This is a genomic window from Microbacterium alkaliflavum (assembly GCF_044325405.1).
GTDB classification, from domain to species: Bacteria; Actinomycetota; Actinomycetes; order Actinomycetales; family Microbacteriaceae; genus Microbacterium; species Microbacterium alkaliflavum.
Genome location: NZ_JBIQWL010000003.1, coordinates 409,546 through 436,048, shown reverse-complemented (window position 1 = coordinate 436,048; position 26,503 = coordinate 409,546). Strand labels below are relative to the sequence as shown.

The 26,503-nt window shown below is 69.9% G+C and carries 26 protein-coding genes; 4 read left to right on the top strand and 22 right to left on the bottom strand.

Annotated elements, in window-relative coordinates; translation table 11 throughout:
• Positions 1-45: 45 nt before the first annotated feature.
• The 5 genes from ACH3VR_RS11050 to ACH3VR_RS11030 form a co-directional block, all read right to left on the bottom strand.
• Positions 46-837 (bottom strand): PP2C family protein-serine/threonine phosphatase, encoded by a 792-nt coding sequence (locus tag ACH3VR_RS11050; protein ID WP_396640837.1) that lies wholly within the window; start codon positions 835-837, stop codon positions 46-48.
• Between the two features lie 51 nt (positions 838-888).
• On the bottom strand, positions 889-2,979 hold the full coding sequence (locus ACH3VR_RS11045; RefSeq protein WP_396640836.1) for an ABC transporter ATP-binding protein: 2,091 nt from the start codon (positions 2,977-2,979) through the stop codon (positions 889-891).
• The gene (locus ACH3VR_RS11040) at positions 2,976-4,709 is read right to left on the bottom strand and encodes an ABC transporter ATP-binding protein (RefSeq protein WP_397556509.1); all 1,734 of its coding nucleotides are present in this window, start codon (positions 4,707-4,709) and stop codon (positions 2,976-2,978) included. Before ACH3VR_RS11040 ends, ACH3VR_RS11045 begins: the two co-directional genes overlap by 4 nt.
• Positions 4,710-4,860: 151 nt before the next feature.
• Positions 4,861-5,841 carry an aldo/keto reductase gene (locus ACH3VR_RS11035; protein WP_396640835.1) on the bottom strand — a complete coding sequence of 327 codons (981 nt, stop codon included), beginning with the start codon at positions 5,839-5,841 and terminating at the stop codon, positions 4,861-4,863.
• Positions 5,842-5,928: 87 nt separating this feature from the next.
• A complete protein-coding gene (locus ACH3VR_RS11030) occupies positions 5,929-7,032 on the bottom strand; it encodes a hypothetical protein (protein WP_396640834.1) in 1,104 nt (367 codons plus the stop codon).
• Positions 7,033-7,205: 173 nt separating this feature from the next.
• On the opposite strand from ACH3VR_RS11030, the gene ACH3VR_RS11025 reads away from it, so the two are divergent.
• A complete protein-coding gene (locus ACH3VR_RS11025) occupies positions 7,206-7,679 on the top strand; it encodes a DUF4282 domain-containing protein (protein WP_396640833.1) in 474 nt (157 codons plus the stop codon).
• 9 nt (positions 7,680-7,688) lie between these two features.
• On the opposite strand, the gene ACH3VR_RS11020 is transcribed toward ACH3VR_RS11025, so the two are convergent.
• From ACH3VR_RS11020 to prmC, 13 genes are all read right to left on the bottom strand, one after another.
• Positions 7,689-8,438, bottom strand: a complete 750-nt coding sequence (locus tag ACH3VR_RS11020) for a YaaA family protein (protein WP_396640832.1) — start codon at positions 8,436-8,438, stop codon at positions 7,689-7,691.
• A gap of 120 nt (positions 8,439-8,558) precedes the next feature.
• The gene (locus tag ACH3VR_RS11015; RefSeq protein ID WP_396640831.1) at positions 8,559-8,819 is read right to left on the bottom strand and encodes a F0F1 ATP synthase subunit epsilon; all 261 of its coding nucleotides are present in this window, start codon (positions 8,817-8,819) and stop codon (positions 8,559-8,561) included.
• 1 nt (position 8,820) lies between these two features.
• On the bottom strand, positions 8,821-10,269 hold the full coding sequence (gene atpD, locus ACH3VR_RS11010; RefSeq protein WP_396640830.1) for a F0F1 ATP synthase subunit beta: 1,449 nt from the start codon (positions 10,267-10,269) through the stop codon (positions 8,821-8,823).
• A gap of 21 nt (positions 10,270-10,290) precedes the next feature.
• Positions 10,291-11,184, bottom strand: a complete 894-nt coding sequence (locus ACH3VR_RS11005; protein ID WP_396640829.1) for a F0F1 ATP synthase subunit gamma — start codon at positions 11,182-11,184, stop codon at positions 10,291-10,293.
• Between the two features lie 21 nt (positions 11,185-11,205).
• The gene (atpA, locus tag ACH3VR_RS11000) at positions 11,206-12,849 is read right to left on the bottom strand and encodes a F0F1 ATP synthase subunit alpha (protein WP_396640828.1); all 1,644 of its coding nucleotides are present in this window, start codon (positions 12,847-12,849) and stop codon (positions 11,206-11,208) included.
• 75 nt (positions 12,850-12,924) lie between these two features.
• Entirely contained in the window at positions 12,925-13,716 is a 792-nt protein-coding gene (locus tag ACH3VR_RS10995) for a F0F1 ATP synthase subunit delta (RefSeq protein WP_396640827.1), read from the bottom strand.
• Positions 13,716-14,276, bottom strand: a complete 561-nt coding sequence (locus ACH3VR_RS10990) for a F0F1 ATP synthase subunit B (protein ID WP_396640826.1) — start codon at positions 14,274-14,276, stop codon at positions 13,716-13,718. The genes ACH3VR_RS10995 and ACH3VR_RS10990 overlap by 1 nt, the downstream gene beginning before the upstream one ends.
• A gap of 27 nt (positions 14,277-14,303) precedes the next feature.
• Positions 14,304-14,540, bottom strand: coding sequence for an ATP synthase F0 subunit C (gene atpE, locus ACH3VR_RS10985; protein ID WP_345802015.1), 237 nt, complete (start codon positions 14,538-14,540; stop codon positions 14,304-14,306).
• A 44-nt stretch (positions 14,541-14,584) separates the two neighbouring features.
• Entirely contained in the window at positions 14,585-15,394 is an 810-nt protein-coding gene (gene atpB, locus ACH3VR_RS10980; protein ID WP_397556508.1) for a F0F1 ATP synthase subunit A, read from the bottom strand.
• A 143-nt stretch (positions 15,395-15,537) separates the two neighbouring features.
• Positions 15,538-16,020: a hypothetical protein gene (locus ACH3VR_RS10975; protein ID WP_396640825.1), complete on the bottom strand. Its 483-nt coding sequence runs from the start codon at positions 16,018-16,020 to the stop codon at positions 15,538-15,540.
• On the bottom strand, positions 16,017-17,168 hold the full coding sequence (locus ACH3VR_RS10970; protein ID WP_396640824.1) for an MraY family glycosyltransferase: 1,152 nt from the start codon (positions 17,166-17,168) through the stop codon (positions 16,017-16,019). Before ACH3VR_RS10970 ends, ACH3VR_RS10975 begins: the two co-directional genes overlap by 4 nt.
• On the bottom strand, positions 17,165-17,890 hold the full coding sequence (locus tag ACH3VR_RS10965) for an L-threonylcarbamoyladenylate synthase (protein ID WP_396640823.1): 726 nt from the start codon (positions 17,888-17,890) through the stop codon (positions 17,165-17,167). The genes ACH3VR_RS10970 and ACH3VR_RS10965 overlap by 4 nt, the downstream gene beginning before the upstream one ends.
• 36 nt (positions 17,891-17,926) lie before the next feature.
• Positions 17,927-18,808, bottom strand: a complete 882-nt coding sequence (prmC, locus tag ACH3VR_RS10960; RefSeq protein WP_396640822.1) for a peptide chain release factor N(5)-glutamine methyltransferase — start codon at positions 18,806-18,808, stop codon at positions 17,927-17,929.
• Between the two features lie 219 nt (positions 18,809-19,027).
• Here prmC and cysK (ACH3VR_RS10955) point away from each other — a divergent pair, with 219 nt between their 5' ends.
• The 3 genes from cysK (ACH3VR_RS10955) to epsC all read left to right on the top strand — a co-directional run bounded on the left by cysK (ACH3VR_RS10955) (position 19,028) and on the right by epsC (position 21,573).
• On the top strand, positions 19,028-19,966 hold the full coding sequence (cysK, locus tag ACH3VR_RS10955; protein WP_396640821.1) for a cysteine synthase A: 939 nt from the start codon (positions 19,028-19,030) through the stop codon (positions 19,964-19,966).
• 87 nt (positions 19,967-20,053) lie between these two features.
• Positions 20,054-20,998 carry a cysteine synthase A gene (gene cysK, locus ACH3VR_RS10950; RefSeq protein ID WP_396640820.1) on the top strand — a complete coding sequence of 315 codons (945 nt, stop codon included), beginning with the start codon at positions 20,054-20,056 and terminating at the stop codon, positions 20,996-20,998.
• Positions 20,995-21,573 (top strand): serine O-acetyltransferase EpsC, encoded by a 579-nt coding sequence (epsC, locus tag ACH3VR_RS10945; RefSeq protein ID WP_396640819.1) that lies wholly within the window; start codon positions 20,995-20,997, stop codon positions 21,571-21,573. The genes cysK (ACH3VR_RS10950) and epsC overlap by 4 nt, the downstream gene beginning before the upstream one ends.
• Before the next feature lie 158 nt (positions 21,574-21,731).
• Here epsC and ACH3VR_RS10940 read toward each other — a convergent pair whose 3' ends face one another.
• From ACH3VR_RS10940 to rho, 4 genes are all read right to left on the bottom strand, one after another.
• Positions 21,732-22,286 (bottom strand): P-loop NTPase family protein, encoded by a 555-nt coding sequence (locus ACH3VR_RS10940; RefSeq protein WP_396640818.1) that lies wholly within the window; start codon positions 22,284-22,286, stop codon positions 21,732-21,734.
• A 3-nt stretch (positions 22,287-22,289) separates the two neighbouring features.
• Positions 22,290-22,691: a hypothetical protein gene (locus tag ACH3VR_RS10935; RefSeq protein ID WP_396640817.1), complete on the bottom strand. Its 402-nt coding sequence runs from the start codon at positions 22,689-22,691 to the stop codon at positions 22,290-22,292.
• Positions 22,692-22,826: 135 nt separating this feature from the next.
• Entirely contained in the window at positions 22,827-23,906 is a 1,080-nt protein-coding gene (prfA, locus tag ACH3VR_RS10930; RefSeq protein ID WP_396640816.1) for a peptide chain release factor 1, read from the bottom strand.
• Between the two features lie 12 nt (positions 23,907-23,918).
• Entirely contained in the window at positions 23,919-26,381 is a 2,463-nt protein-coding gene (gene rho / locus ACH3VR_RS10925; protein ID WP_396640815.1) for a transcription termination factor Rho, read from the bottom strand.
• Between the last annotated feature and the right edge of the window lie 122 nt (positions 26,382-26,503).

The window sequence follows — 26,503 nt, the reverse complement described above, 5'->3', positions numbered from 1 at the left end:
ATCGGCGTCGAAGCGCCCGGCCGCTGCGGCTGGGGAGAGTCCGCGTCAGCGGGCGGATGTGGAGGAGAGCGCGACGTCGAGCACGATGATCGTGATGTTGTCGCGGCCGCCGTTCTCGAGCGCGGCGTCGAGCATCGACCTCGCGGCATCCGCCGGGTCTTCGTTCTCCTCCAGGAAATGCCGGATGCCGTAGTCGGTGAGCTCTTTCGTGAGGCCGTCGGAGCAGATGACGAACCGGTCGCCGTCGGAGACGTCCAGCCGCACGTAGTCGGGCGTGACGCTGTCGCTCGGCCCGACGGCGCGCGTGATGACGTTGCCGTACGGGTGGTTCTCCGCCTCTTCCGGGCTCAGCCGGCCCGCCGCGACGAGTTCCTGCACGACGGAGTGGTCGGTCGTGATCTGCGCCAGCGTGCCGTCGCGCAGCAGGTACACGCGGGAGTCGCCGATGTTGAGCGTCACCCAATGCGGCGGCTTCTCCGAGAAGTCGAGGTACACGCCCGTGAGGGTCGTGCCGGTTCCGTCGTCGGTCGCGTCGGGATGCGACGCGATGTCCTTGACGGCGCGCGCGAGACCCTTCTCGATCGCCTTCGGGTTCACCGACCCCGCTTCGACGACACCCTGCAGCCGCTCGACCGTCGACGAGCTCGCGATCTCGCCGCCCAGGTGCCCGCCCATGCCGTCGGCGACGACGAAGAGCGGGAACGCCGTCAGCAGCGCATCCTGATTGACGTCCCGGCGACGACCGGTGTCGGTCACACCCGCCCAGGCGAGCTCGATCGTCTTGCCCGAGTCATCGCCGACCTGCACAGAGCGATGCTGGGTGGATGCTTCGGACACGCCGCTATCCTCCCGTGAGCCAGACGCGGACCGACCGGCCCGCAGATGTGCTCACATACTAGTGGAACCGGTCTCGCCCGCCTCGATACCCTCGTCGGCGATGAGCTCGCCGACCGTGGGAATCGGGGGCGCGCCGACCAGTACGGGGACCTGTGCCTCTTCGTCGTCGATCGCCGCCTCGAACTGCGCGTTGTAGAGACGCCAGTACGCGCCGCGGGCGCGCAGCAGCTCGTCATGCGAGCCCTGCTCGACGATCGAGCCGTTCTCCATCACGAGGATCAGGTCGGCGTCCCGGATCGTCGACAGGCGGTGCGCGATGACGAACGCCGTGCGATCGGCGCGCAGCCGCGACATGGCCCGCTGGATCAGCAGCTCCGTGCGCGTGTCGACGGAGGACGTCGCCTCGTCGAGTATCAGGATGCGGGGATCGGCGAGGAACGCGCGCGCGATCGTCACGAGCTGCCGCTCCCCCACGCTGAGGTTCGTCGCCTCGTCGTCGAGCATCGTCTCGTAGCCGTCGGGCAGCGCGTGCACGAATCGGTCGACGTAGGCGGCGGTGGCCGCCTCGACGATCTCCTCCTCGGTGGCATCCGGTCGCCCGTACGCGATGTTCTCGCGGATCGTGCCGGCGAACAGCCAGGTGTCCTGCAGCACCATGCCGGTGCGCGCGCGCAGGTCGTCGCGCGACATCGTGCGGGTGTCGACGGCGCCTGCGCCGAGGTCGGTCGAGGCATCGAGCGTGATCCGCCCCGCGTCGACGTCGTAGAACCGCATGATGAGGTTGACGAGCGTCGTCTTGCCGGCGCCGGTCGGGCCGACGATCGCGACGGTGCTGCCGGGGTGCGCCTCGAGGGAGAGGTCCTCGATGAGCGGCTTGTCGGCGACGTAGCGGAACGAGACGTCCTGGAAGGCGAGGTGGCTCGCCGACTCCGGCGCCGTCTCGGCGGGATCCGGGTCGGGCGTCTCCTCCGCCTCGTCGAGCAGCTCGAACACGCGCTCGGCGCTCGCGACGCCGGACTGCAGGAGGTTCGCCATCGAACCCAGCTGGCTGAGCGGCTGCGTGAACTGGCGCGAGTACTGGATGAACGCCTGCACGTCGCCGATCGACATGAGGCCCGCGGCCACCTGCAGACCGCCGACGACGGCGATCGCGACGTACACGAGGTTCCCGATGAACATCATGGCGGGCATGATGATGCCCGAGATGAACTGCGCGCCGAAGCTCGCGCGGTAGACCTCTTCGTTCTCGTCGCGGAAGGCCGCCTCGACCTCCTTCTGGTGGCCGAACACCTTCACGACGGAATGGCCCGAGTAGGTCTCCTCGACACGCGCGTTCAGGATGCCGGTGGCCTTCCATTGCGCGACGAAGAGCTTCTGCGAGCGCTTGGCCACGAGCACCGTCACGACGAGGGTCAGCGGGATCGTCACGAGGGCGATGACGGCGAGCAGCGGCGAGATGAGGAACATCATCACGAGCACGCCGATGACGGTGAGCAGCGAGATGACGACCTGCGAGAGCGTCTGCTGCATCGTCTGGCCGATGTTGTCGACGTCGTTCGTGACGCGGCTGAGGAGCTCACCGCGCTGCACCTTGTCGAAGTACGACAGCGGCAGCCGGTGGACCTTCTCCTCGACGTGCAGCCGCAGCCGGTTCATCGCGCGCTGCACGACGCCGTTCAGGATGCGCGCCTGCAGCCAGCCGAAGATGCTCGCGAAGACGTAGACGAGGAGCACGGCCATCACGATCATGCCGAGCTGCGAGAAGTCGATGCCGGCGCCCGGCACGAAGTCCATCGTCGAGATCATGTCGGCCTGCTGCTGGTTGCCCTGGGCGATGAGCCCGTCGATCACCTGCTGCTTCGTCATCCCCGCGGGGGTCTGCAGCGACACGAAGCCCGCGAACACGACGTTCGTCGCCTCACCGAGGAGCTTCGGCCCGATGACCGACAGCCCGACGCTCAGCACGGCGAAGACGAGCACGACGATGAGCTGCGGCACGTCGGTGCGCAGCGTCCCGAGGAGCCGCTTCGCGCTCGGGCCGAAGTTCTGCGCCTTCTCACCCGGGGCCACCTGGCCCATGGGCCCGCGGCCCACCGGCATGCGGCGGGGCGCGGCGGTCTGGGTGTTCGAGGAGCCGCTCATGCTGCCGCCTCCGCCGCGAGCTGCGAATCGACGATCTCGCGGTAGGTCTCGTTCGACTCCACGAGCTCGTCGTGCGTGCCGACGCCGACCATGCGGCCGTGGTCGAGCACGATGATCTGGTCGGCGTGCTGGATCGTCGACACGCGCTGCGCGACGACGACGCGGGTCGCCTCGGGCAGATGCGTGTCCAGCGCACGCCGGAGCTCGGCGTCCGTGCGCAGATCCAGGGCCGAGAACGAGTCGTCGAAGATGTAGATGCCCGGCCGCTTCGTGAGCGCCCTCGCGATCGCGAGGCGCTGACGCTGGCCGCCCGACACGTTCGTGCCGCCCTGGGCGATCGGCGCCGCGAGACCCTCCGGCATCGCCTCGACGAAGTCCTTGGCCTGCGCGAGCTCGAGGGCCTCCCAGAGCTCGTCGTCGGTGGCCTCCTCGTCGCCGTAGCGAAGGTTCGACGCGATCGTCCCCGAGAACAGGAACGCGCGCTGCGGGATGAGCCCGATGCGCTTCCAGAGCAGGTCGGGCTCGTAGTCGCGCACGTCGACGCCGTCGACGCGGACGCTCCCCGCCGTGACGTCGAACAGGCGCGGCACGAGGCCGATCAGGGTCGTCTTGCCGGCGCCCGTCGATCCGATGATCGCCGTCGTGGTCCCCGGCTCGACCGTGAAGGACAGGTCGTGGAGCACTGCCTCGTCGGCTCCCGGGTACGCGAAGTCGACGTGGTCGAACTCGACCCGCCCGATCGCCGCGGGCGCCGCCTTGGGGTCGACGGGGGCGGCGACGGAGGGCTCGGTGTCGAGCACCTCGCCGATGCGGTTCGCGCAGACCGCCGCGCGCGGAATCATGACGAACATGAAGGTCGCCATCATGACGCCCATGAGGATCTGCATGAGGTAGCTCAGGAAGGCGATGAGCGTGCCGATCTGCACGCCGTTGTCCTGCACCTGGAACGCGCCGAACCAGATGACGGCGACGCTCGAGACGTTCATGACGAGCATGACGGCCGGGAACATGAGCGCCATCAGGTTTCCGGCCTTCAGCCCCGTCGCCATGACGTCCTCGCTCGCGGTGGCGAACCGGGCGCGCTCCTCGCGCTCGCGCACGAACGCGCGGATGACGCGGATGCCGGTCAGCTGCTCGCGCATGATCTGGTTCACCCGGTCGATCTTCTTCTGCATCTGCGTGAACGCCGGCACCATGCGCCAGACGATGAGCCCGACGATGATGAGCAGGATCGGGATCGACACCGCCATGAGCCAGGACAGTCCGACGTCCTGCCGCACGGCCATGATGACGCCGCCGATCGCGAGCATGGGCGCCGAGACCATGAGCGTGGCCGACACCTGCACGAGCATCTGCACCTGCTGCACGTCGTTCGTGTTGCGGGTGATGAGCGACGGCGCACCGAACTGGCCGACCTCGCGCTGCGAGAAGGCGACGACGCGATGGAACAGGTCGCCGCGCAGCTCGCGGCCCATCCCCATCGCGAGCCGCGACCCGAAGTAGACGGCGACGATGGCGCACACCACCTGGACGAGGCTGACAAGGAGCATGACGCCGCCGGTCTGCCAGATGTAGTCGATGTCGCCCGTGACGACACCGTTGTCGATGATGTCGGCGTTGAGCGTCGGCAGCATGAGGGATGCGATCGACTGGGCGAGTTGGAAGACGACGACGGCGATGATGAGCAGCCACGCGGGGCTCAGATATCGCTTCAGGAGCTTGCCGAGCACGGAGATCCTTTCGAGCACGGCGATCCCCGCCCCCGGGGCGGAGCCGCACGTCGAACGACGCTACGCCCGTTGACGGCTGTCAACCAAACGCCTCGGGTGCGCTGAGAGCGAACCGACTCCCGGGATGCCGCGACCGCCCGGGTCGGCGGCGCTACACGTCCGCCGCAGGCGACGGCGGGAAGATCTCGTCGATCGCGGCGAGGTCGTTGGCGCCGGGCGTCCACGCCGTCGCGGCGGCCGCGTTGGCGCGCACCTGCTCGGGGCTGGTCGCCCCGGCGATGACGCTCGCAATGACCGGCCGCGCGAGGAACCAGCCCATCGTCGCGTCGAGCATCGAGATGCCGCGTTCGTCGCAGAACGCCTGGTAGGCCTCGAGCCTGTCCCACGGCGCGTTCTCGTACAGATGCGGACGCTGGCGCATGATCCGCGTGTCGGCGGGCGCGGCATCCCGGGTGAACTTGCCCGTCAGAAGCCCGTTGTGGAGCGGGAAGAAGGGGAAGAACCCGAGGCCGAAACGCTCGGCGGCCCGCAGGACGTTCCGCTCGGCGCCGCGCGCGAGGAGGCTGTACTGGTTCTGCGACGACACGAACGGGACCGCGCGGCGCTCCCGCGCGATGAAATGCGCCTCGGCGATCTGCCAGCCCGAGAGGTTCGAGTGGCCGATGTAGCGCACCTTGCCCTCGCGCACGAGGTCACCGAGCACGTCGAGGGTCTCCTCGATCGGCGTCTCGGGGTCGGGCGTGTGCAGCTGGTAGAGGTCGATCCAGTCGGTCTGCAGACGGGTGAGGGATGCCTCGACCGCCCGCTTCACGTGGATGCGCGACGCCTTCGACCCGCCCAGCACGCCCGTCGCGAAGTCGGCGTGCCCGAACTTCGTCGCGAGCACGACCTCGTCGCGGCGACCCTTCAGCGCCTGGCCCATGAGCGTCTCGGAGAGCCCGAACTCTCTGCCGTAGATGTCGGCCGTGTCCAGGAACGTGACACCGGACTCGATCGCGGCGTCGAGCACGGCGCGCGTGCCTTCGAGCGACTCGGTGCGCGTGTCCTTGCGCCCGAAGTTGTTGCAGCCGAGCCCGATGGCGGAGACGAGGAGGCCGGACGCGCCGACACGACGCTGGGGAACGGAGGTCATGTCTCCCACGCTAATGGCCGCCGCGCGCGACGGTGCCGGCAGAGCAGGAACCCCCGCCGGTGGGGCGGGGGTTCCTCCAGGAGCTGACTACGCCTTCGTCGCGTCCGGGTCTTCCGGCTTCGGCTCCGACGGCGAGCCGAAGTCGATGGCGGGACCATCGGCCTGCGGCTCAGGCGTCGCCGGCGGCTCGGGCGAGACGGGCGGCTCGGGCGTCACGGGCGGCGCGGGCTCGGGCGTCACCGGCGGCGCGGGCTCGGGCGTCACGGGCGGCGCGGGCTCGGCCGGGGGTGTCGACGGCGGCTCGGGCGAGGCGGGTTCTTCGGGCGCGATCGGCTCGCTCGGCGCGGCGGACGGCTCCGGCGCGGCCGGAGGCTCCGGAGCCGACGCGGCGGCAGGCGCCGCTGCAGCGGCGGGCGGAGGCGTGTAGCCGGCGGGAGGCTCCGGCGCCGATGCGGCGGGCGGAGGGGTGTAGCCCGCGGGGGGCTCGGGCGCTGCGGCCGGGGGCTGGGTGTAGCCCGCAGGGGGCGGCGCGTAGCCGCCGGCCGGAGGCTGCGTGTAGCCCGCAGGGGGCGGCGCGTAGCCGGCGGGAGGCGCGGCATAGCCGGCGGGAGGCTGAGTGCCGGGAGCAGGCGGCGGGTAGGCGCCGGGCGCGCCGTAGGGTGGCGCTGCCGCGTAGCCGCCGACGGCCGTCTGGGCCGGGATGCCCGCCCAGTTGGTGCGGTCGCCGAGGAAGCCGTTGCCCGCCCACGGTGCAGGGGGAACCGCGTTGTTCCAGCGCGACTTGTCGAAGCCCAGGATGCCGAGCCACACGAGCGAGAGGAAGAAGTACAGGATGACCCAGACCGCCTCCTTCTGGAGCTTGAGGCCGACTCGCCAGGCCGCGAGGACGCTGACGATGAGCGGCAGCAGGCCGATGATCCAGCCGATGAGCGGAATCCAGCTCAGGACGGCCGCCGCTCCCCAGGCGATCAGGATCAGCCAGGGGTTGAGGTCGCCGAGCTTCGTGAAGACCATCGTGTTGTAGACCGGCACCCAGGCGCGCCACCGGCCCTGGACACCCGCCTTGTCGAAGATCTTCATGAGGAACCACGAACCGAGGATGTAGAACGCGATACCGAAGACGAAGAATATGGGAACCAGCAGGAGCCAGAACGCGAGCAGGCCCCCGGTCCCGTAGTCGTTGTAGTCCATGGAACGAACTCCCAGAGAGTCGAAAGACGGACGCATCGCCTTCGCGCCCACGAGGCCCTCGGCCCCGCCGAGTCACATGCTAGCGATGGCGGGCACGCGTGTCAGTCCCGTGGCCCCCGGCGCGCCGCGCACTAGCCTGGCGATGACCGCACCCGGATCGCGGAAGGAACACCATGAGCGACTCGACTTCCCCCACCCCGCCTCCCCTGCCCGAGCAGCCCGCATCGGAGGCCGCCGCGAACCGTGCGTACGACCCCGGGACCGATCCCGACGACACAGGGGTTCCGCGCGTCGTCGGCGAGGCGTCCGACGTGGGGCGCGGCTTCCTGCGGGCGCTGTTCGACGTCTCATTCCGCACCTTCATCACGCGGCGACTGGCGAGCGTGTTCTACATCGTGGGGCTCATCGCGATCGCGATCGGCTTCCTCGTGTACTTCGTGCGCGGAATCGTCACGGCGATCAACCTCATGTCGTTCAACCTCGGCGGAGGCATCTCGCTGCTCGTCGCGACGCTCATCCTCGTGCCGCTCGCGACCTTCATCGGGATCGTGCTGCTCCGCTTCCTGATCGAGGCGGTCGTCGCGCTCATCGCGATCGCCGAGAACACGCAGCAGACCGCCGACAACACCGAGCGCGCGCGGAGCTGATCCCTCCCGTCAGGCGAAGAGCTCGAGCTCGCCCGGAGCGCCGCCGCGGACGCGCAGGCCCGCGGCATCCGCCCATCGCAAGAAGCCGGCGAGGGACCCGATGCGCGGCCGCTCCTCGGCGAGGCGCCGCACGAGGGCGCCCTTGGCGTGCTTGTTGAAGTGGTTGAGCGCCCGCACGGCGCCGCCCTGGCCCTCCGACACGACGCGCACGTAGATCGAGGGGACGGATGCCGGCACCGGCCCGAGCGCCGCGTACGCCTCGGAGCGCAGGTCGAGCGCGAACCCCTCTCCGGCGTTCGCGAACGCGTCGGAGACGGCCGCCGACCACAGCCGCCTCAGCGGAGGGATGCCGGGAAGCGACGTCGTCGCACCGAGCCGGTACGTCGGGATGCGGTCGAGCGCGCCGACCGGTCCCAGGGGCGCCGAGTGGATCACGACGTTGCGGCCGAGCCACGCGCGGGCTCCCGAGTCGAGGGATGCCGCGTCCAGGGCGTCGTAGAGCACCCCGGTGTAGCGGTCGATCGCGGGCATCGTGGGAGCCGAGCGCACGCGGGCGTTGTCGTCGACGTCGCCGAGCTGAGTGGCGCCGAGCTTGAGCACGCGGGCCGCGCTGGCGGCATCCGTCGACAGCTCTTCCAGGGCCGAAAGGACCTGTTCGCGCTGCGCGGCCAGCTCGGGGTACGCGAGGCTCTCGAGATCGAGCGTCCGACGCGCGCCGCCGGGCTTCTTGGTCTCGGACGGAGGCAGCAGCACGAGCACGGGGCATCCTTCCTCGCTGGACCCACGGGAAAAGAGCGAACCCACACTCCCCGACGGTGCGGGGAGTGTGGGTTCGGACAGATGGAGTGCCCTTCGACTGGCTCAGGGACCGTCCAAAGGTCAGGAGATGAGTGCGGCGTTGCCGGCGACGATCGAGACCTCGTCGCCGTCCATCGACAGGAAGCCGTCCTGCGCGTTGGCGACGATCTTGGTGCCGTCGAGCTGCGTGATGCGCACCTCGCCCTGGGCGAGGACCGCGAGCACGGGCTCGTGACCCGGCATGAAGCCGATCTCGCCGAGCACGGTCTTGGCGACGACGAGGGATGCCTCGCCACCCCACACCTCGTTCTCGGCCGAGACGAGGCTCACCTTGAGCGGCATGTCAGCCGTTCTCCTTCTGGATCTGCGCCCACTTCTCCTCGACGTCGGAGATGCCGCCGACGTTGAAGAACGCCTGCTCGGCGACGTGGTCGAAGTCGCCCTTGACGATCGCGTCGAACGACTCGATCGTCTCCTTGATCGGCACCGTGGAGCCCTCGACACCGGTGAACTTCTTCGCCATGTAGGTGTTCTGCGAGAGGAACTGCTGGATGCGGCGCGCGCGGGCGACGACGACCTTGTCCTCTTCGGAGAGCTCGTCGACACCGAGGATCGCGATGATCTCCTGCAGTTCCTTGTTCTTCTGGAGGATCTGCTTGACGGCGGTGGCCACGCGGTAGTGGTCGGCGCCGATGTAGCGCGGGTCGAGGATGCGGCTCGTCGACGACAGCGGGTCGACGGCGGGGTACAGGCCCTTCGACGCGATCTCGCGGCTGAGCTCGGTCGTCGCGTCGAGGTGCGCGAACGTCGTGGCCGGCGCCGGGTCGGTGTAGTCGTCGGCGGGCACGTAGATCGCCTGCAGCGAGGTGATCGAGTGGCCGCGCGTCGAGGTGATGCGCTCCTGGAGGATGCCCATCTCGTCGGCGAGGTTCGGCTGGTAGCCCACGGCGGAGGGCATGCGGCCGAGCAGCGTCGACACCTCGGAGCCCGCCTGCGTGAAGCGGAAGATGTTGTCGATGAACAGGAGCACGTCCTGCTTCTGCACGTCGCGGAAGTACTCCGCCATCGTCAGAGCCGAGAGGGCGACGCGAAGACGCGTCCCCGGCGGCTCGTCCATCTGGCCGAAGACGAGGGCCGTCTTGTCGAAGACGCCCGCCTCCTCCATCTCGTGGATGAGGTCGTTGCCCTCACGCGTGCGCTCGCCGACACCGGCGAACACCGACACACCACCGTGGTCCTGCGCGACGCGCTGGATCATCTCCTGGATGAGGACCGTCTTGCCGACGCCTGCACCGCCGAAGAGGCCGATCTTGCCACCCTGCACGTAGGGGGTGAGCAGGTCGATGACCTTGATGCCGGTCTCGAACATCTGGGTCTTCGACTCGAGCTGGTCGAAGCTCGGCGCCTGGCGGTGGATGCCCCAGCGCTCGGTGATCTCGATCTTCTCGCCCGGCTCGGCGTTGAGGATCTCGCCGGTCACGTTGAAGACGCGGCCCTTGGTGACGTCGCCGACGGGGACCGAGATGGGGCCGCCGGTGTCGCGCACCTCCTGACCGCGGACGACGCCGTCGGTCGGCTTGAGGGCGATGGCGCGCACGAGGTCGTCGCCGAGGTGCTGGGCGACCTCGAGCGTGAACTCGGTGGTCACGCCCTCGACCGTGACGGTCGTCGTGAGCGCGTTGTAGATGTCGGGGATCGAGTCGTGCGGGAACTCGATGTCGACGACGGGGCCCGTGACTCGGGCGACACGCCCGATGACGGGGGCGGCCGTCTTCTCAGCGGTGAGGCTCATGGCTTCTTCTCTTTCGTAGGTCTACTTGCCCGACGCCAGCGCGTCGGCGCCGCCGACGATCTCGGCGATCTGCTGCGTGATCTCGGCCTGGCGCGCATTGTTGCGCAGGCGCGTGTAGTCGGTGATGAGCTTGTCGGCGTTGTCGCTCGCGGACTTCATCGCCTTCTGCGTCGCGGCGTGCTTGGCCGCCGACGACTGCAGAAGGGCGTTGAAGACGCGGCTCTGGATGTACACCGGCAGGAGCGCATCGAGGACGACGTCGGCTTCCGGCTCGAACTCGTACAGGGGATACACCTGCGTGCTCGATGCGTCGGCCTCGACGACCTCCAGCGGGAGGAGGCGCACCGTCTCGGGCGTCTGCGTCATCATGCTGACGAAGCGGTTGTAGACGAGGTTGATCTCGTCGACGCCGCCTTCGTTCCCGCCGCGGTCGTAGGCGTCCAGCAGCACGCCGGCGATCTCCTCGGCCGTGTGGAAGTGCGGCGTGTCGGTGTCACCCGTCCACTCGGCCGCGCTCTGCATGCGACGGAACTGGAAGTACCCGACGGCCTTGCGACCGACGAGGTAGAACACCGGCTCCTTGCCCTGCGAGCGCAGCAGCTCGGAGAGCTGCAGGCCCTCGCGGAGGATCTGCGAGTTGAACGCGCCGGCGAGGCCGCGGTCGGAGGCGAAGATCACCACCGCCGAGCGGCGGATGGTCTCGCGCTCCGTCGTCAGCGGGTGGTCGACGTTCGAGTGCGTCGCCACGGCGGAGACGGCCCGCGTCACGGCACGCGCGAAGGGAGCGGACGCGCGCACGCGCGCCATCGCCTTCTGGATGCGCGAAGCCGCGATGAGCTCCATCGCCTTCGTGATCTTCTTGGTCGTCTGAGCAGAAGCGATCTTCTGCTTGTAGACCCTGAGTTGTGCTCCCATGGTTGCAGTCCAGGCGAGCCGTTACCGGCGGCCCTTGACGATCTGCTCCTGGTTGACGTCGTCGGCAGCGGCCGCCGCGATCTCCTCGTGGCCGGGCTTGTCGATCGCCTGACCGCCCTTGCCCGACTGGAACTCCAGGATGAACGTGTCGGTGACCTTCTCGAGCTCGGCGGCGGTGTCGTCGTCGAGCACGTTCGTGTCGCGCAGCGTGTCGAGGATCGTCGTGTTGCGACGCAGGTAGTCCAGCAGCTCGCGCTCGAAGCGCAGCACGTCCTCGACCTCGATCGTGTCGAGCTTGCCCTTCGTGCCGGCCCAGATCGAGACGACCTGCTCCTCCACGGGGTACGGCGAGTACTGCGGCTGCTTGAGCAGCTCGGTCAGACGCGCGCCGCGGGCGAGCTGGCGACGCGACGCGGCATCCAGGTCGGACGCGAACATCGCGAACGCCTCGAGCGAGCGGTACTGGGCCAGCTCGAGCTTGAGCGTGCCGGAGACCTTCTTGATCGACTTGACCTGGGCGTCACCGCCGACGCGCGACACCGAGATGCCCACGTCGACCGCGGGACGCTGGTTGGCGTTGAACAGGTCGGACTGCAGGAAGATCTGGCCGTCGGTGATCGAGATGACGTTCGTCGGGATGTACGCCGAGACGTCGTTGGCCTTCGTCTCGATGATGGGCAGACCCGTCATCGAGCCGGCGCCCAGCTCGTCGGACAGCTTCGCGCAGCGCTCGAGCAGACGCGAGTGCAGGTAGAAGACGTCGCCCGGGTATGCCTCGCGGCCCGGCGGGCGGCGAAGGAGGAGCGACACGGCGCGGTAGGCCTCGGCCTGCTTCGACAGGTCGTCGAAGATGATCAGGACGTGCTTGCCGTCGTACATCCAGTGCTGACCGATGGCCGAGCCGGTGTACGGGGCGAGGTACTTGAAGCCCGCGGGGTCGGAGGCGGGAGCGGCGACGATCGTCGTGTACTCCAGCGCGCCGGCGTCTTCGAGGGCGCCCTTGACGGACGCGATCGTCGAGCCCTTCTGGCCGATGGCGACGTAGATGCAGCGCACCTGCTTGTTCGGGTCGCCCGACTCCCAGTTGGCGCGCTGGTTGATGATCGTGTCGATCGCGATCGCGGTCTTGCCCGTCTGGCGGTCGCCGATGATGAGCTGACGCTGGCCGCGGCCGACGGGGATCATGGCGTCGATCGCCTTGATGCCGGTCTGCATGGGCTCGTGCACGCTCTTGCGCTGCATGACGCCGGGCGCCTGCAGCTCGAGGGCGCGGCGGCCGTCGAGCGGCGTGATCTCGCCGAGGCCGTCGATCGGGTTGCCGAGCGGGTCGACGACGCGGCCGAGGAAGCCGTCGCCGACGGGCACCGACAGCACCTCGCCGGTGCGGGTGACCTGCTGGCCGGCCTCGACGCCGGAGAAGTCGCCGAGCACGACGACACCGATCTCGTGCTCGTCGAGGTTGAGGGCGAGGCCCTGCGTGCCGTCCGCGAACACGACGAGCTCGTTGGCCATGACGCCGGGCAGGCCCTCGACGTGGGCGATGCCGTCGGCGGCGTCCACGACGGTGCCGACCTCGGTGGCCGCAGCCCCCGTGGGCTCGTATGCGGCGACGAAGTCCTTCAGCGCGTCACGGATGACGTCGGGGCTGATGGTGAGTTCTGCCATTGTCTTCCTTCGTTCAGTGAGGCCGTCCGTGAGTCGGGCCCCGAAGCCTCCGCCCATCGGGCGGGAAATCTTGAGTTAGCCGGCGATCCGCTGGCGGAGATCGGCGAGGCGTGCGGAGACGCTCGCGTCGATGACGTCGTCGGCGATGTGCACGCGCACTCCGCCGACGACCTTCGGGTCCACGACGGCGTTGAGCGCCACCGTTCCCCCGTAGCGCTTCGACAGCGCGGCGGACAGCCGCTCGGTCTGAGCGGAGCTCAGCGGGACTGCCGAGACGACCGTCGCGACAGTGCGGCCGCGCTGCTCGGCGACGAGGTCCATCGCGCGGTTGAGCAGCTGTCGCACGCGGCGCTCCCGGGGCTGCTGCACGAGCGACGAGACGATCAACGTCGTCGCGTCGCTGGCGCGGCCCTGCAGGAGCGTGCGCACGAGGGCGCCCTTCGCGCTGTCGTCGCCGAGGCGGCTGCCGAGCGCGAGCTCGAGCTCCGGGTTGGCCGCGACCGTGCGCGAGAACCGGAAGAGCTCGCCCTCCACGTCGGCGCCGGCGGCCGAGTGCGCCGCGCCGCGCACGGCGAGCTCCTCGACCGCGTCGACGAGGTCGTCAGGCGACGACCAGCGCTGCTCGACAGCTGTCGTGAGGAGCTTCACCGTCGTCGGCTGGAGCGCGGCGCCGAAGACGTCCGCGACCACCTTCGCGCGGGCCTGCGTCGAAGCAGCGGAATCCGCGAGCGCGCCCGCGAGCTGCGACGACTGGCCGAGCGCGCGAGCGGCGGCGAAGAGCTCGCCGGCGACCGCGAGGTCGATGCCGGCGGCGCCGTCGAGCGCCGCCGTCGTCGCGGCGAGCGCCTGAGTGGTCGCGCTTCCCATTACTTCGACGCCTTCGCGGTCTCGGACGCCTCGAGCTCCGCGAGGAAGCGGTCGACGACGCCCTGGGCCTTCTTGTCATCGGTGAGGGATTCCCCGATGACGCCGCCGGCCAGGTCGATCGCGAGCGTGCCGACCTCGCTGCGCAGCGACACGAGCGCCGACTGGCGCTCCGCCTCGATCTGCGAGTGGGCGGACGCCGTGATGCGCGCGGCTTCGGACGATGCGGTGTCCTTCGCTTCGGCGATGATCTTCTTGCCGTCCTCACGGGCGGCATCGCGGATCTCACCGGCCTCCTTGCGGGCACCGGCGAGCTGCGCCGTGTACTCCTCGAGGGCGGCCTCGGCGCGTCGCTGGGCCTCGTCGGCCTTGGCGATGTTGCCTTCGATGGCGGTGGCACGCTCGTCCAGCAGCTTCTTCAGGCGCGGCAGCGCGACCCTCCAGAAGATGATGAGGATGACGATGAAGCACACCGACGACCAGATGATGTCGTACCAGGCCGGGAGGAGCGGGTTCGGGGTCTCACCCTCTTCAGCGGCGAGTGTGACAAGAGCGCTGAGCATCCTGTCTCCTTACGTCGGGAAGATCGATCAGTAGCCGAAGATGAAGGCGGTCGCGATGCCGATGAAGGCCAGCGCCTCGGTGAAGGCGATACCGATCCACATCAGGACCTGCAGGCGACCCGCGAGCTCGGGCTGACGAGCCACGCCCTCGATGGTCTTGCCCACGACGATGCCCACGCCGATGGCGGGGCCGATGGCGGCGAGGCCGTAGCCGACGGTCGCGATGGAGCCGGAGACATCGGCGAGAACCGTAGTTGCGTCCACGGGGGTGTTTCCTTTCGGTTATGGGCGGCGCTGGGCCGACCCGCTCAGTGCTCTTCCGCCACCGCGAGCTGGATGTAGACCGCGGTGAGGAGGGCGAAGACGTAGGCCTGGAGGACGGCCACCAGGATCTCGAACAGAGTGAAGGCGAAGCCGAACGCGAGGCTGCCGGCCGCGAGAATGCTCCACCAGCCGCCCATCGTGAGAAGGAAGAACGACGTCGCAGAGAAGAAGAGAACCAGCAGCAGGTGGCCGACCATCATGTTCATGAGGAGTCGGAGCGTCAGCGTGATGGGCCGGATGATGAAGGTCGAGATGAACTCGATCGGCGTCACGATGATGTAGATCGGCCACGGGACGCCCGCCGGGAAGAGCGAGTTCTTGAAGAAGTTGCCGGGGCTCTTCTTGATGCCCGCGTAGATGAACGTCACGTAGCTCACGACCGCGAGGGTCATGGGCACGGCGATGATCGCGGTTCCTGCGATGTTCAGGAACGGGATGATGCCCGTGATGTTCATGAACAGGATCATGAAGAACATCGTCGTGAGGATCGGGAGGAACCTCTCGCCGTCCTTCTTGCCGAGCAGGTCGTACGCGATATTGGTGCGCACGAAGCCCAGGCCCATCTCCACGAGGCTCTGGAACCGGCCCGGGACGACGCGCATCTTGCGCGTGCCGAGCCAGAAGACCAGGACGACGGCGATCGTCGCGAGGATCTGGATGATGTGGATTCGGGTGATCGGAACTCCGAACACCGTCGTGATGACATCGGGGAAGAACTCGTTGATCGAGGGGGCGTGGAATTCGCCGCCGTCTTCAGCGGTCTTGGCGATCAGGGTCGCAGCTTGAGTAAACAGCGCTGGCTCCAGCTTCGGGGCATCGGCGTGAACCGTTGCGACGATGGTCGGTGAGCGTCACTCCGCAAGGGCTCGCAGGGCGAGCGGGGCGGGCGCAAGACCACCCTACCAAACTCGGGAGGCTCCTGAATCCGCCCTGAGTGTCAGCTGATGGTCTTGTCCGACGCATCCCCCGCGTCGGGGTCGGTCGGAAGCTCCACGTCGCTCACGTGCGGCACGCGCATGCGCGTCACGACGACGACGTCGACGACGAGCGACGCGAGCACGCTGACGACGACGGAGAGGAAGAACACGGTCGGATCGATCCACGGCTGCCCGCGCAGCAGGAGGAGCGCGACGATGAAGATGACGAACTTCAGGATCCATCCGCCGAGCACGATCCCGAAGAAGACCGGCACGTAGAGGTCGTCGCCGTACCAGCGGTTGGCGATCAGGATGCTGGCACCCGTGATCGCGAGGAACACCGCCGCGATGACCACCCCGGCAAGGCCGCTCCACAGTCCCGTCGTGCCGGCGACGAGATATCCGACGACGCCGGCGAGCACGGCGAGCACGCCCGTCACGATGCCCGACCAGATGAGAGTCGTGCGCAGGATCGGCGTGCTGGAGACGGGGCTGGGGCTCATGGGACGGGCTCCAAGACGGGTTTGGGCGCCGTGCGGCGCGAGGGCAGAAGAGTCACGACGAGGCACGCGGCAGCGCCGACGACGCCGTAGACGAGGCCGATGAGGTAGTCGCCCGGCCAGCCCGCGGTCGTGCCGATGTACATGAGGAGGACGCTCAAACCCACGATGGCCGTCCACGCGTAGAAGATGAGCACGGCGTCGCGGTCGGTGTGCCCCATGTCGAGCATGCGGTGGTGCAGGTGCTTGCGGTCGGGTGAGAACGGCGACTTGCCCGCGCCCATGCGGCGCACGACCGCCATCGCGAAGTCGAGCAGCGGCAGGAGCACGACGACGACCGGCAGCAGGATCGGGATGAAGGCGCCGAGCAGCTGCGAACGGCCGAAGTCCTCGGGGTCGAGCATCGTCGGGTCGAGCTGGCCGGTGATCGCGATCGCGGAGCACGCCATGAGCAGGCCGAGCATGAGCGCGCCGGCATCCCCCATGAAGAGCTTCGCCGGGCTCCAGTTGATGGGGAGGAACCCGAGGCACGCCCCGATCAGCACCGCGGCGAGGAAGGTGGCCAGCGAGAAGTTGCTGGCCGTGTTGTCGCGCAGGAGCAGGTAGGAGTAGGCGAAGAAGATGCCGTTCGTGATGAGACACACCCCCGCGACGAGGCCGTCGAGGCCGTCGATGAAGTTGACGGCGTTCATGACGACGACGATCGCGAAGACCGTGAGCGTGAAGCTGACCCAGCCCGAGCCGACGGTGAGCCCCCCGATCGGCAGCGAGTAGATCTGCAGCTCGCCGAACCACGCGATGATGCCCGCCGCGAGGAACTGCGCGCCGAGCTTGATGAACCAGTCCAGGTCCCAGAGGTCGTCGGCGATGCCGACGAGCACGATGATGACGGTCGCCGCGAGGATCGCGTACACCTGCTGCGGCTCGACCCAGAAGATCGCGAAGAACTCGTTGGCCGCCGACACCCCGATGGCGGCGACGACGCCGAAGAACATCGCGATGCCCCCGAGGCGCGGGGTCGGCGTCTTGTGCACGTCGCGCTCGCGGATGCCCGGGTAGAGCTTGTACTTCATGCTCAGCCGCCATACCGCCCACGACAGCGCGAACGTCACGATGGCCGTGAAGAGGATCGTGAAGACGTACTGCTTCACTCGGCGCCGCCGTCGGCCGGTGCCGACACCTCGGCGGGCGGGGCCGAGGCATCCTGCGGGTCGTCCTCGAGCAGGTCGCCCAGCACTTCGCGCAGCCGCACGCGGGAGATCGCCCCCTCGCGCAGCACGCGCACCTTCGGGTCGGCGCCGCCCACGAGGCTTGTCGCGTCGACGATCGTCGAGGCCACGCCGGTGTCGCTCGAGCCGTCGTCGAGGTACACCTCGATGCTCTCGCCGAGCATGTCGCGGGCGTCCTGGACGCGCACGGCCGCCGGCCGGCCGGTCAGATTCGCGCTCGAGACGGCGAGCGGACCGGTCTCCTCGAGCAGCTCCAGCGCGATGCGGTGCGCCGGCATGCGCACGGCGACCGTTCCGTGGGTGTCGCCGAGATCCCACGAGAGCGAGGGCTGCGAGGGCAGGACGATCGTGAGGCCGCCGGGCCAGAAGGCGTCGACGAGCCGCTCGACCGGCTCGGGCACCTCCGCCACGAGCGCGCGGAGGGTGGTCGCGCCCGCGACGAGCACGGGCGGCGGCGATTGGCGCCCGCGCCCCTTGGCGTCGAGCAGGCGCTGCACGGCGCGCGCGCTGAACGCGTCGGCCGCGACGCCGTACACGGTGTCGGTGGGAAGCACAACGAGCTCGCCGCGGCCGATCGCCTGGCGGGCCTGGCGCATGCCGGGGAGAAGCTGCGCCTCGTCACGGCAGTCGAAGACGGAGGACATGTCGCCGTCCAGTCTAGTCGCGGCGCCCGGGACGCCTCACGGATGCAGCGCCGTCGTCGCGCGGTCGCGCAGCGTGAGGTCGGGGTGCGTCGCGGCGGCGCGCCATCCGTCGGCGGTGAGGATGTCGCGGATCGGCGCACCCTGCCATTCGCCGTGCTCGATCACGAGCATCCCGCCCGGATGCAGCAGGCGCAGGCCCACGCCGCTCAGCACGCGCACGACGTCGAGGCCGTCCTCTCCCCCGTAGAGGGCGCTGGGCGGATCGAAGAAGCGCACCTCCGGATCGCGCGGGATCGCGGCATCCGGAACGTACGGCGGGTTCGAGACGAGCACCGAGACCGTGCCGTCGAGCTCGGGGAAGGCGTGTTCGAGGTCGACGAACGCGAGTCGCGCATTGTCGGCGCCTGTCTCGCGGAAGTTCTCCTCGGCCCAGACGTAGGCGTCGACCGAGTTCTCGGCGGCATGCACGCGGGCATGCGGCACCTCGGTCGCCAGCGCCAGGGCGATCGCGCCGCTGCCCGTCCCGAGATCCACGGCGATCGGGGAGGGGGATGCCGCGGCCCGGAGAGCGTCGATGGCGAGCTGGGCGACGATCTCGGTCTCGGGCCGCGGGACGAAGACGCCGGGGCCCACCCGCAGCTCGAGGTGACGGAAGGGCGCGCGGCCGGTGAGGTGCTGCAGGGGCTCCCGCGTCGCACGGCGCGCGACGAGCGCGTCGAGGCTGGCGGCATCCGCTTCGCTCATCGTGTCGCCGCGGAGCGCGCGCGCCTGCAGCTCGCCGCGCCCTCCCCCGAGCACGTGCGCCGCGAGGAGCTCGGCGTCGACCTGCGGATCGGAGACGCCCGCCTGCGCGAGGCGCTCGGCGGCGTGTCGGAGTGCGAGGGACAGCGGTACGGAGGGCTGGAGTTCGGGCGACATGGCGCCCTCAGCCTACGTGCGCCTCCGTGGGCGCCGTGCCCGCGGGCGCGAGGGCCCGCGGGAGCGCCCACGCCGCCCCGCGCGACCCCGGGCGTCACATGCCGTAATCCGCACAGGCCGCTCTCTTAGGCTGAACCCCATCGGGCGCGGGGGCGCCCGTACACGGACAGACAGAAATCCCGACCCGACCCGCCCCTCCCCGAAAGGCCGTCAAAGCATATGCCCGGCATCCACTCCGACATCACGAGCGCGTTCGGCAACACCCCGCTCGTCCGCCTCAACCGCGTGACCGACGGCGCCGACGCCGAGGTGTACGCGAAGCTCGAGTTCTACAACCCCGGGTCGAGCGTCAAGGACCGCCTCGGCATCGCGATCGTCGACGCCGCGGAGGCCTCCGGCGCGCTGAAGCCCGGCGGCACGATCGTCGAGGGCACGAGCGGCAACACCGGCATCGCTCTCGCCCTGGTCGGCGCCGCGCGCGGCTACAAGGTCGTCCTCACGATGCCGTCGTCGATGTCGGTCGAGCGCCGCCAGCTCCTCAAGCGCTTCGGCGCGGAGCTCGTCCTCACCGACCCTGCCGGCGGCATGAAGCTCGCCGTCGCCGAGGCCGAGCGCATCGTCGCCGAGACGGAGGGCGCGGTCCTCGCGAAGCAGTTCGAGAACGAGGCGAACCGCCAGATCCACCGCAAGACGACCGCCGAGGAGATCTGGCGCGACACCGACGGCGAGGTCGACATCTTCGTCGCGGGCGTCGGCACGGGCGGCACGATCACGGGCGTCGGTCAGGTGCTCAAGGAGCGCAAGCCCGAGGTGAAGATCGTCGCCGTCGAGCCCACCGCCTCGCCGCTGCTGTCGACCGGCACCCCCGGACCTGCCAAGATCCAGGGCATCGGGCCGAACTTCGTCCCCCCGATCCTCGACACCGACGTCTTCGACGAGGTCGTGACGGTCGAGTTCGAGGACGCCATCTCGACCTCCCGCGACGTCGCCGCCAAGGAGGGCATCCTCGTCGGCATCTCGAGCGGCGCCGCCGTGTGGGCAGCGCTCCAGCTCGCCGCGCGCCCCGAGAACGCCGGCAAGAAGATTGTCGTCGTGACCCCCGACACGGGCGAGCGCTACCTCTCGACGGCGCTCTTCGAGGATCTGCGCGAAGATTGACACGTCACGACGGGGCGCCTGCAGTCCGACCCGCTCGGGCGCAGGCGCCCTGTCGCCTTTCCTGACCCTCGATCCTGGGAGCACCCTTTGCCCGGCATCCATCCCGACATCACGACGGCCTTCGGCGACACCCCTCTGGTGCGGCTGAACCGACTGACGGAGGGCCTCGGCGCTGAAGTGCTCGCCAAGCTCGAGTTCTACAACCCGGGCTCGAGCGTCAAGGACCGCCTCGGCTTCGCCCTCGTCGAGGCGGCCGAGGCCTCGGGCGAGCTCAAGCCCGGCGGCACGATCGTCGAGTCCACGAGCGGGAACACGGGCATCGCCCTCGCGCTCATCGGTGCGGCGCGCGGCTACAAGGTCATCCTCACGATGCCGGCCTCGATGTCGAAGGAGCGGCGGACGCTGCTCAAGGCGTACGGCGCAGAACTCGTGCTGACCGACCCGTACAAGGGGATGACCGAGGCCGTCGACGCGGCGAAGCGGATCGTCGCCGAGACGCCCGGCGCGATCCTCGCGCGGCAGTTCGAGCACCCCGCCAACCCCGAGATCCACCGTCGCACGACCGCCGAGGAGATCTGGCGCGACACCGACGGCCGCGTCGACTGGCTCGTCGCCGGCTCGGGCACGGGCGGCACGATCACGGGCGTCGGGCAGGTGCTCAAGGAGCGCAACCCCGACGTGCGGATCGCCCTCGTGGAGCCTGCGGACTCCCCCGTGCTGACGGAAGGCCGCGCCGGCGGCCACCGCATCCAGGGCATCGGCCCCAACTTCGTGCCCGATGTGCTCGACCGCGACATCGTCGACGAGATCTTCGACGTCGAGTTCGACGACGCGATCCAGGTCGCCCGAGCGCTCGCGACCGACGAGGGCATCCTCGCCGGCATGTCGGCGGGCGCCGCCGTGTGGGCGGCTCTGCAGATCGCCGCGCGGCCCGAGGCCGCGGGCAAGCGCATCGTCGTGGTCATCCCCGATTCGGGCGAGCGGTACCTCTCGACCGCCCTCTACGAGCACCTGCGCGAGGACGCCTCATGATCGGCTCCGCTGCTCTCGCCGCCGTCCGCGAAGACCTCGCGGCCGCGAAGCTCCGCGATCCCGCCGCCCGGAGCGGCCTCGAGATCGCGCTCCTCTACCCCGGCCTGCACGCCATCTGGGCGCACCGCGTCGACCACTGGCTGTGGCAGCGCGGCTACCGCTTCGTGGCGCGCGCGGGGTCGCAGATCACCCGCTGGCTCACCGGCATCGAGATCCACCCCGGCGCGACGATCGGCCGGCGCTTCTTCATCGACCACGGCATGGGCGTCGTGATCGGCGAGACCGCCGAGGTCGGCGACGACGTCATGCTGTACCACGGTGTCACGCTCGGCGGCCGCACTCGGGACAGCGGCAAGCGCCACCCCACGATCGGCGACGGCGTCGCGGTCGGCGCTGGTGCGAAGGTGCTCGGTCCGATCACGATCGGCGCGGGCTCGGTCATCGGCGCGAACGCCGTCGTGACCAAGGACGCCCCCGCCGACAGCATCCTTGTCGGCGTCCCCGCCAAGCCCCGTGCACGCCGCATCGGCGAGGACACCCGCGCGCTCCTGACGGTTCCCGAGTACTTCATCTGATCCGGGATGCCGGGCGCGCGGCGCTCCTCCCTCCCGGCTCCTTGCGTCCATAGCCCGTGCTCTGGTCGAAAGCCCACGATCTGTGCTGTCGTTTTCGTGGGCGTTGGGTGACAGCACGGGCTCTGGACACGACAAGGAAGGCAGCGCGATCCCGCGCCTCACCTGTCGAGCGATGCGAGCCAGGCGTCGACGTCGCGCTGACCCGACAGCCGCAGGACGGGCCAGCCCTCATCGGCGCGCGCGAGCCAGGTCCGGCGGCTCTCGGCGTGCTGCGTCCACGTCCACAGCATGATGTTCTGGTCGGGGTCGAGCCGGATCCACGTCGACGGCCGTTCGCGGTTGCCGTGCCAGAGCTCCTGTCTCAGGATGCCGCGGCGCAGGGTCCTCGAGACGATCCGGCGCATCACGACCGCGCGCGGATGGTCCAGCCAGACGACGACGTCGGGGCCGGCAGGGGCACCGGGCTCGAGCTGCCCGTCGAGCCGCGACAGCCAGTTGCCGTCGATGACCCAGCCGTCGGGATGTGCCGCGACGAACGCGCGCACGATGTCCTGCGCCTCGTCGAGGTCGCGCAGCGTCCAGTCGGCGTCCCAGAACACGGCATCGAGCTCGAGCCGCGGCAGGGCGAGCCGCTCGGCCGACCTCGGCAGCGAGACTCGATTTGCCCGACCCCGAGATGCCGACGATCCGGATGCGGCGCGGGGATGCGGCATCCATCAGCCGTCGCGGCGCGCGTCGACCTTCTTCTTGATGAACAGCGGCGGGAGCAGCCAGGTCGCGAGCGCCGTCACGAGCCACACGATGAACGTGCCGATGATCCAGGCGACCGGTCCGTCGATGCCGATGCCCGCTGCGGGGATGAGCACGGCGATGAGCAGCGCGACGAAGGTCGAGACGATCCCGATGCCGCCGATGAGCGCGTGCGCGTGCCGGCGCGCGACCTTCAGGAGCCACGGCGCGAGCACGCTCTGCAGCACGGCGAAGATCACGACGGCGACGAGGATGCCCCACCAGTCGTTCCAGTGCAGGGAGAACCCGTCGAGGATGAGGTCTGCCGCGACGAGCCCGACGAAGGCGGATGCGAGGAAGATCACCGCGCGGATCAGGAAGTTGATCACGCGCCCACCCTAGCGCCGGGCGCGACCGCTCATCCGGCGCCGCGCAGACGCCGAGACAGGGCTTCCCGCCGAGACCGGGTGTCACGATCCCCCGCCTGGGCGAGACCCCTTGCCTCGGCGACGTGGAGCGACGGGTCAGGCGTCGGTGCCGAGGGCGGCGAGACGCGCCTCCTCGTCGGCCGCGATGGCCGAGTCGATGATCGGCTCGAGGGCGCCGTCCATGACCTGGTCGAGGTTGTACGCCTTGTAGCCCGTGCGATGGTCCGCGATGCGGTTCTCAGGGAAGTTGTACGTGCGGATGCGCTCCGAGCGGTCCATGCCGCGGATCTGCGAGCGGCGGGCATCGGATGCCGCGGCATCCAGCTCCTCCTGCTGCTTCGCGAGCAGCCGGGCCCGCAGCACGCGCATGCCGGCCTCGCGGTTCTGCAGCTGCGACTTCTCGTTCTGCATCGAGACGACGATGCCGGTCGGCACGTGCGTGATGCGCACGGCCGAGTCCGTCGTGTTGACCGACTGGCCACCCGGGCCCGAGGAGCGGAAGACGTCGATCTTCAGATCGTTGGGGTCGATCTGGATCTCTTCGGGCTCATCGACCTCGGGGAAGACGAGCACGCCCGTCGTCGAGGTGTGGATGCGCCCCTGCGACTCGGTCGCCGGCACGCGCTGCACACGGTGCACACCGCCCTCGTACTTGAGGTGGGCCCACACGCCCTGCGCCGGATCCGACGACGACCCCTTGATCGCGACCTGGACGTCCTTGTAGCCGCCGAGGTCGGACTCGTTGCGCTCCAGGAGCTCTGTCTTCCACCCCTTCGACGCCGCGAACTGCAGGTACATCCGCAGGAGGTCGGCGGCGAACAGCGCCGACTCGGCGCCGCCCTCGCCCTGCTTGATCTCCATGATGACGTCGCGCGCGTCGTCGGGGTCGCGCGGGATCAGGAGGCGCCGGAGCTTCTCCTGAGCCTGAGCGAGCTGCTCCTCGAGCACCGGAACCTCGTCGGCGAACGCGTCGTCTTCCTTCGCGAGCTCACGGGCGGCGTCGAGATCATCGGATGCCGCGACCCACGCGTCGTGGGCCGCGATGATCCTCGACAGCTCCGCGTAGCGTCGGTTGACGCGCTTCGCACGGGCGGCGTCGGCGTGCACGGCGGGGTCGGAGAGCTCCTCCTGGACCGCCTTGTGCTCGTCGATCAGCCCTTTGACGGACTCGAACACGGGCGGCCCGGGTCAGCGGATGCTGTTCTCGTGGCCGTGGCTGTGGCCACCGCCGTGCGCAGGCGTCGGGATCGACTTCTGCATCTGCACGAGGAACTCGACGTTCGACTGCGTCTCCTTGAGCTTGCCGAGCACGACCTCGAGGGCCTGCTGCGGGTCGAGACCCGCGAGCGCGCGACGGAGCTTCCAGGTGATCTTCACCTCGTCGGGCGACAGCAGCATCTCTTCGCGACGCGTCGACGACGCGTTGACGTCGACTGCCGGGAAGATGCGCTTGTCGGCGAGCTGGCGGTTCAGGCGCAGCTCGCTGTTGCCGGTGCCCTTGAACTCCTCGAAGATGACGTCGTCCATCTTGGAGCCGGTCTCGACGAGCGCCGTCGCGAGGATCGTGAGCGATCCACCGTTCTCGATGTTGCGCGCGGCGCCGAAGAAGCGCTTGGGCGGGTACAGCGCCGACGCGTCGACGCCACCCGTGAGCACGCGGCCCGAGGTCGGCGCCGAGATGTTGTACGCGCGACCGAGGCGGGTGATCGAGTCGAGCAGCACGACGACGTCGCGGCCCAGCTCGACGAGGCGCTTGGCACGCTCGATGGCGAGCTCGGCGACCGTCGTGTGGTCCTCGGCGGGGCGGTCGAAGGTCGAGGCGATGACCTCGCCCTTCACCGTGCGCTGCATGTCGGTGACCTCTTCGGGGCGCTCGTCGACGAGCACGACCATGAGGTGCACCTCGGGGTTGTTGATCGCGATGGCGTTGGCGATCTGCTGCAGCACGATCGTCTTTCCGGCCTTGGGCGGCGCGACGATGAGGCCGCGCTGGCCCTTTCCGATCGGCGCGACGAGGTCGATGATGCGCTGCGTCAGCTTCTCGGGCGCCGTCTCGAGGCGCAGGCGCTCCTGCGGGTAGAGCGGCGTGAGCTTGCCGAACTCGACACGCGCTGCGGCGTCGTCGACCGACAGGCCGTTGATCGCGTCGACCTTGACCAGCGCGTTGTACTTCTGGCGGCTGGACTGCTCGCCCTCGCGCGGCTGCTTGATCGAGCCCACGACCGCGTCGCCCTTGCGCAGGTTGTACTTCTTGACCTGGCCGAGCGAGACGTAGACGTCGCTCGGGCCGGGCAGGTAGCCCGTCGTGCGCACGAACGCGTAGTTGTCGAGCACGTCGAGGATGCCGGCGATCGGGATGAGGACGTCGTCCTCGCCGATCTCGGTCTCGAACTCGTCACCCGTCGTCTGGCCGCGGCGCTTGTTGCGCTGGCGGTTGCGGTTGCCCGCAGGGCCCTCGTCATCCTGCTCGGCCGGCTGCTGACCGCCCTGGGGGGCGTTCTGCTGCTGCCCGCCCTGCTGCTGGCCGCCCTGCTGCTGGCCGCCCTGCTGCTGGCCGGTCTGGCCGTTGGCGTTGCGATTGCGGTTGCGGCTGCGCGAGCGGCTGCGCGAGCGAGACGGGGTCTCGTCGCCGGCGGACTCCGAACCGGATGCCTCGCCCTCGGCCTGCTCGCCTTCGGCCTGCTCGCCTTCGGCCTGCTCGCCGTCGGCCTGCGCGGCGACGGCCTGCTCACCTTCGGCCTGCGCGGCCTCGGGCTCAGCGCCCTCGGCGGGCGCCTGTGCGGCGGCCTCCGGCTGCGCTTCGGCGGGCGAGGAGGCCGCGACCTCGGCGACGGCCTCCGGCTGCGCCTCGGCCTCGGCGGGGGCGGCGGTCTCGGGCTCGGCGCCGGCGGTGCCGGTGCTCTTGGCCCGGCGCGGAGCACGCTTGCGGGGCGCACGCGCCGGCGCGGCGGCGGGCTCCTCGGCGGCGGCCTCCGGCTGCGCTTCGGCGGGCGAGGAGGCCGCGACCGCGGCGACGGCCTCCGGCTGCGCCTCGGCCGCGGCGGGGGCGGCGGTCTCGGGCTCGGCACCGGCGGTGCCGGTGCTCTTGGCCCGGCGCGGAGCACGCTTGCGGGGCGCACGCGCCGGCGCGGCGACGGGCTCCTCGGCGGCGGCCTCCGGCTGCGCCGGGACTTCGGCCTCGGGGGCGGGCTGCTCGGCGGCGGCCTCGGCGGGCTGTTCGGCCGCGACCTCGGCGTCCGGCTCGGCCGGCGCCGCGTCGGCGGGGTCGGTGGGCTGTTCGCCCGCGACCTCGGCGGTCGGCTCGGCCGGCGCCCCGTCGGCGGGGGCTTCCTCGGCCTGCGCCTCAGCGGGTGCCTCCTCGACCGGAGCCTCGGCGGGTGCCTCCTCGACCGGAGCCTCCTGCGCGTCGGCGGGGGCCTTCTCGGCCGGCGCCTCCTGCGCTTCCTCGGCGGGCGCCTGGTCGGCGGCAGCCTCAGCGGGCGCCTGGTCGGCGGGCGCCTGGTCGGCGGGCGCCTCGTGCGCCTCGTGCTCGACGGGTGCGGCGTTGTCGGCGGCGATCTCGCCGTCGACGACCGTCTCGGTGCCCTCAGGCGCTTCGGTGCGCTCGTCGGCGGGCGTGTCGACGGTGTGGATCTCGGAGATGGACTCCACGAGTTCTCCCTTGTGAAACGAACGGAATGTATGCACGAACGCACAGTCACTGCGCGCGGCAGGATGCTGCCCGCGCGACCCCGACGAACAGCTCAGATACCGATTGGCCGCTCAGCGTTCGG

What these genes read in the sequence shown, in the direction of transcription:
- ACH3VR_RS11045 (WP_396640836.1), bottom strand. Translation starts at nt 2,979, where the DNA reads ATGAGCGGCTCCTCGAACACCCAGACCGCCGCGCCCCGCCGCATGCCG.
- ACH3VR_RS11035 (WP_396640835.1), bottom strand. Translation starts at nt 5,841, where the DNA reads ATGACCTCCGTTCCCCAGCGTCGTGTCGGCGCGTCCGGCCTCCTCGTC.
- ACH3VR_RS11030 (WP_396640834.1), bottom strand. Translation starts at nt 7,032, where the DNA reads ATGGACTACAACGACTACGGGACCGGGGGCCTGCTCGCGTTCTGGCTC.
- ACH3VR_RS11025 (WP_396640833.1), top strand. Translation starts at nt 7,206, where the DNA reads ATGAGCGACTCGACTTCCCCCACCCCGCCTCCCCTGCCCGAGCAGCCC.
- ACH3VR_RS11015 (WP_396640831.1), bottom strand. Translation starts at nt 8,819, where the DNA reads ATGCCGCTCAAGGTGAGCCTCGTCTCGGCCGAGAACGAGGTGTGGGGT.
- atpD (WP_396640830.1), bottom strand. Translation starts at nt 10,269, where the DNA reads ATGAGCCTCACCGCTGAGAAGACGGCCGCCCCCGTCATCGGGCGTGTC.
- ACH3VR_RS11005 (WP_396640829.1), bottom strand. Translation starts at nt 11,184, where the DNA reads ATGGGAGCACAACTCAGGGTCTACAAGCAGAAGATCGCTTCTGCTCAG.
- atpA (WP_396640828.1), bottom strand. Translation starts at nt 12,849, where the DNA reads ATGGCAGAACTCACCATCAGCCCCGACGTCATCCGTGACGCGCTGAAG.
- ACH3VR_RS10995 (WP_396640827.1), bottom strand. Translation starts at nt 13,716, where the DNA reads ATGGGAAGCGCGACCACTCAGGCGCTCGCCGCGACGACGGCGGCGCTC.
- ACH3VR_RS10990 (WP_396640826.1), bottom strand. Translation starts at nt 14,276, where the DNA reads ATGCTCAGCGCTCTTGTCACACTCGCCGCTGAAGAGGGTGAGACCCCG.
- ACH3VR_RS10975 (WP_396640825.1), bottom strand. Translation starts at nt 16,020, where the DNA reads ATGAGCCCCAGCCCCGTCTCCAGCACGCCGATCCTGCGCACGACTCTC.
- ACH3VR_RS10965 (WP_396640823.1), bottom strand. Translation starts at nt 17,890, where the DNA reads ATGTCCTCCGTCTTCGACTGCCGTGACGAGGCGCAGCTTCTCCCCGGC.
- prmC (WP_396640822.1), bottom strand. Translation starts at nt 18,808, where the DNA reads ATGTCGCCCGAACTCCAGCCCTCCGTACCGCTGTCCCTCGCACTCCGA.
- cysK (WP_396640821.1), top strand. Translation starts at nt 19,028, where the DNA reads ATGCCCGGCATCCACTCCGACATCACGAGCGCGTTCGGCAACACCCCG.
- epsC (WP_396640819.1), top strand. Translation starts at nt 20,995, where the DNA reads ATGATCGGCTCCGCTGCTCTCGCCGCCGTCCGCGAAGACCTCGCGGCC.
- ACH3VR_RS10940 (WP_396640818.1), bottom strand. Translation starts at nt 22,286, where the DNA reads ATGCCGCATCCCCGCGCCGCATCCGGATCGTCGGCATCTCGGGGTCGG.